General features: G+C 39.5%; 4 protein-coding genes. 1 reads left to right on the forward strand and 3 read right to left on the reverse strand.

Going from position 1 to position 2,760, the window contains the following annotated elements; all coding sequences use genetic code 11:
* Positions 1 to 179: 179 nt before the first annotated feature.
* The 3 genes from B4C08_RS09385 to B4C08_RS09395 form a co-directional block, all read right to left on the reverse strand.
* On the reverse strand, positions 180 to 1,184 hold the full coding sequence (locus tag B4C08_RS09385) for a hypothetical protein (protein WP_296664793.1): 1,005 nt from the start codon (positions 1,182 to 1,184) through the stop codon (positions 180 to 182).
* Between the two features lie 47 nt (positions 1,185 to 1,231).
* Positions 1,232 to 2,119, reverse strand: a complete 888-nt coding sequence (locus tag B4C08_RS09390; RefSeq protein WP_296664796.1) for a LysM peptidoglycan-binding domain-containing M23 family metallopeptidase — start codon at positions 2,117 to 2,119, stop codon at positions 1,232 to 1,234.
* A gap of 63 nt (positions 2,120 to 2,182) precedes the next feature.
* Positions 2,183 to 2,353, reverse strand: coding sequence for a DUF362 domain-containing protein (locus tag B4C08_RS09395; protein WP_295800523.1), 171 nt, complete (start codon positions 2,351 to 2,353; stop codon positions 2,183 to 2,185).
* A gap of 196 nt (positions 2,354 to 2,549) precedes the next feature.
* Between B4C08_RS09395 and B4C08_RS09400 the strand changes: the two genes are divergently transcribed.
* The coding region (locus B4C08_RS09400; RefSeq protein WP_296664799.1) for a hypothetical protein at positions 2,550 to 2,760 on the forward strand (211 nt) is incomplete at its 3' end.

The following is a 2,760-nucleotide window of genomic DNA, read 5'->3' on the forward strand; positions in this document are numbered from 1 at the left end:
TGATACTTCCTAATCCCCTGAGGGATACTTCCTAAGACCCTGAGCGATACTTCCTAAGACCCTGAGCGATACTTCCTAAGGCTCTTAGGAATACTTGCTTAGGCTCTTAGGGATACTTACTTAGCCTCTTAGGAAGTATTCCTTTTGTTTTTATGCATTTAAAAATATTGTCAGAGGATTTATTCATCTGTTTCTTCAATAATCGCGTCAATGTTTAGCGAAATGTTGTAGCTTCGGCCGTCCAATGCGGAAACTGCCTTTGTTATTTCGTAATCACCCACAATGAATTTTACGGTGTGGTCGCCGCTCGTTGTGTAGAACTGTTCTACTGGAGCTGTGTATTCGTTATTGTCGAATGTTATCTTTGTGCCTTCTGGAGCAATAAGCCTGATTATTGGCTTTATTTCCCTAAGTGAAATTTCAATATTTGAAGTTTTTGCCTGCTCAACGCTTACTGTGCGCACTTCATTGCGGTAAGAGTCGCTTACAATGTTTATGTTGTGGCTTCCTGTTGGAACAAGAATGTCTTTTTTTCCAAGCTCCGACTGCTTGCCGTCAACAAAAACTGTGAATTCCTTTGCTTCCTCGTCTTCCGCTGAATTTATGGCAAGAGAAATTTTCCCTTCATTTGAAAGAATCGGATATGCGCACACGCTGAATTTTGACTTTGAAATGGAATCGCTTGAACCTTTCATTGCAAGCTGAAGCCTAAAAAACAAAAATCCGTCGGCATTTGCAGGAATCATCTGCGCCATGTACGAATATGCATCGTTTTTTATTGAATGGTTTTTCTTTGTTGGAACTTTTATATTAAAACTTAGGCTTTCAGCGAACGTTCCGACTTCCGCTCTTGTTCCGTTATAGTCAATTAGCTTGGCATCTGGAACTGGTGAAATTCCTGAATACAACGACCAGGCAACGGAGTCCCGCCATTCAGCGACTATTTTTGGAACTTTTATTGAAATTTCAATTCCTTCTATAAAAGTTTTGTCTTCTGGAAGCTTTATTACAATTGCATCGTTTACACCGGCTTCAACTGATTTTTTTTCAAACAGTGAGTCTATGCTTATTAAATTTGTCTTGCGCACACGGAAAGGCTCGGCTTTTAACATAAAAATTCCGCATAAAGCCAAAAGCATCAAAGAGAAAACTTTTTTGTTTTTCCTGCCAATGCAAGATTTCATGTTGATATTATAATCTTAAATCTTCTATATTTCTAGTGTAATTTCTTTTATTTTAAGTATTTTCCGGGATTTAATGAAGAGCCGTTCTGCTTTATTTCAAAGTGAAGGTGCGGACCTGTTGAAAGTCCTGTTGTTCCGACTTTGCCGATTTTCTGCCCTGTTGAAACCGCCTCTCCTTCTTCAACTAGGATTTCTGAAAGATGTGCATAGGTGCTTTCCATTCCGCCTGCGTGGGAAATTATGATGTGGTTTCCGTAGATTCTGTTTCCTCTTTCCACGGATTTTACAGTTCCAGTCTTGCAGGCAAATACAGTTGTTCCCTCCGGAGCTGCAAGGTCAATTCCTTTGTGAAACTGCCATCTGCCGGTTATGGGGCTTTGTCTTTTTCCGTAGCCGGAAGTAAGAATGCTTTTTTCTAGCGGCATTGACATTCCAGGATTTAAAAAATATGCACGTTCAGCCGGACTGAATCTTTCGCCGGGAATAAAATAGAAAAATCTTCCGTTTATTTTGTATTTTGCAAAAGATTCTTGAAAGATTCTTTCTTTATGCTCGCTTGCAAGCAAAAATTCAATGGAAGTGGCAGGGGATTCAGGGATAAAAAGTCCGTTTGCGGAAGGAAGAACTATTGTTTTGCCTTCAAGAAGTTCTGCGCTGTTTTCTATTGAATTTGCGGTTGACAAAGCTTCCTGCCAGACGCTGCATCTTGCCGCCACGGTGAAAATTGTGTCGCCTTTTTTTGCTTTGTATGAATAGAAAGTTGGAACACTTGTGTTTGACTTGAAAAAATCTTTCTGGCACTGCTGGACTTCCTGCTGATACTGGGAAAAAAGAAAGTCGCGCGATTCCAAGGACGGAATTTGCGGAAAACTTTGAGCCTGCACGTAAAAAAGTGAAAAAAATGTTCCTAGAATAAAAAAAAGTTTTTTCTTCATAAAAAAAAGAGCTGCTCAAGAAAATGTTCCTGAACAGCCTTGTGTTTTAACAGCTTTTGGCTGTTACTCTTCTGAAATTGCTCCAACTGGACATACAGAAGCGCATGATCCGCAGCTTACGCAATTGTCAGCATTAATCTGACGCTTGTCGTTTACTTCGCTGATTGCTTCTGAAGGACATTCGCCTTCGCACGCTCCGCAGTTGATGCATTCCGATGAAATTTTGTAAGCCATAAAATACCTCGGTTTGTGTGTGTGGAAAACTCCTAAAAAATAGAAGCCTTCTAAAAAATAATACTTGAAATTTACTAAAAAGGCAAGTTTTGTTTTTTTATTCAAAAATTTTCAAAAGTACTTGACAAAACTTAGGGGGGGGTAAAATGAGCGTTGCTGAATTTTTTTAGCAGAATTCCTTTTTAAGGGCAAGTTTATGAAAAAGATTACTAAGATTTTGTCTATATTTGCGGTTTTTGCTTTGGCATTTTCGTTTGCAGGATGCAGCAGTGATGATGATGACTCAAATAATTGTTCTGAAAGCGGCGCTAGTAGCAGCGGGCAGGTTTCTGAAAACTTTGTAAAAATTCCTGCCGCTTCGATTGACGGAACAGAAAACTGGACGCCAGAATCAAAAGTATTCGTAA

Origin of the sequence: Treponema sp. UBA753 (genome assembly GCF_002297325.1) — a bacterium.
Taxonomy (GTDB): Bacteria; Spirochaetota; Spirochaetia; order Treponematales; family Treponemataceae; genus Treponema_D.

Coding starts and splice junctions, on each gene's coding strand:
- B4C08_RS09385 (WP_296664793.1), bottom strand. CDS start 1,184: ATGAAATCTTGCATTGGCAGGAAAAACAAAAAAGTTTTCTCTTTGATG.
- B4C08_RS09395 (WP_295800523.1), bottom strand. CDS start 2,353: ATGGCTTACAAAATTTCATCGGAATGCATCAACTGCGGAGCGTGCGAA.
- B4C08_RS09390 (WP_296664796.1), bottom strand. CDS start 2,119: ATGAAGAAAAAACTTTTTTTTATTCTAGGAACATTTTTTTCACTTTTT.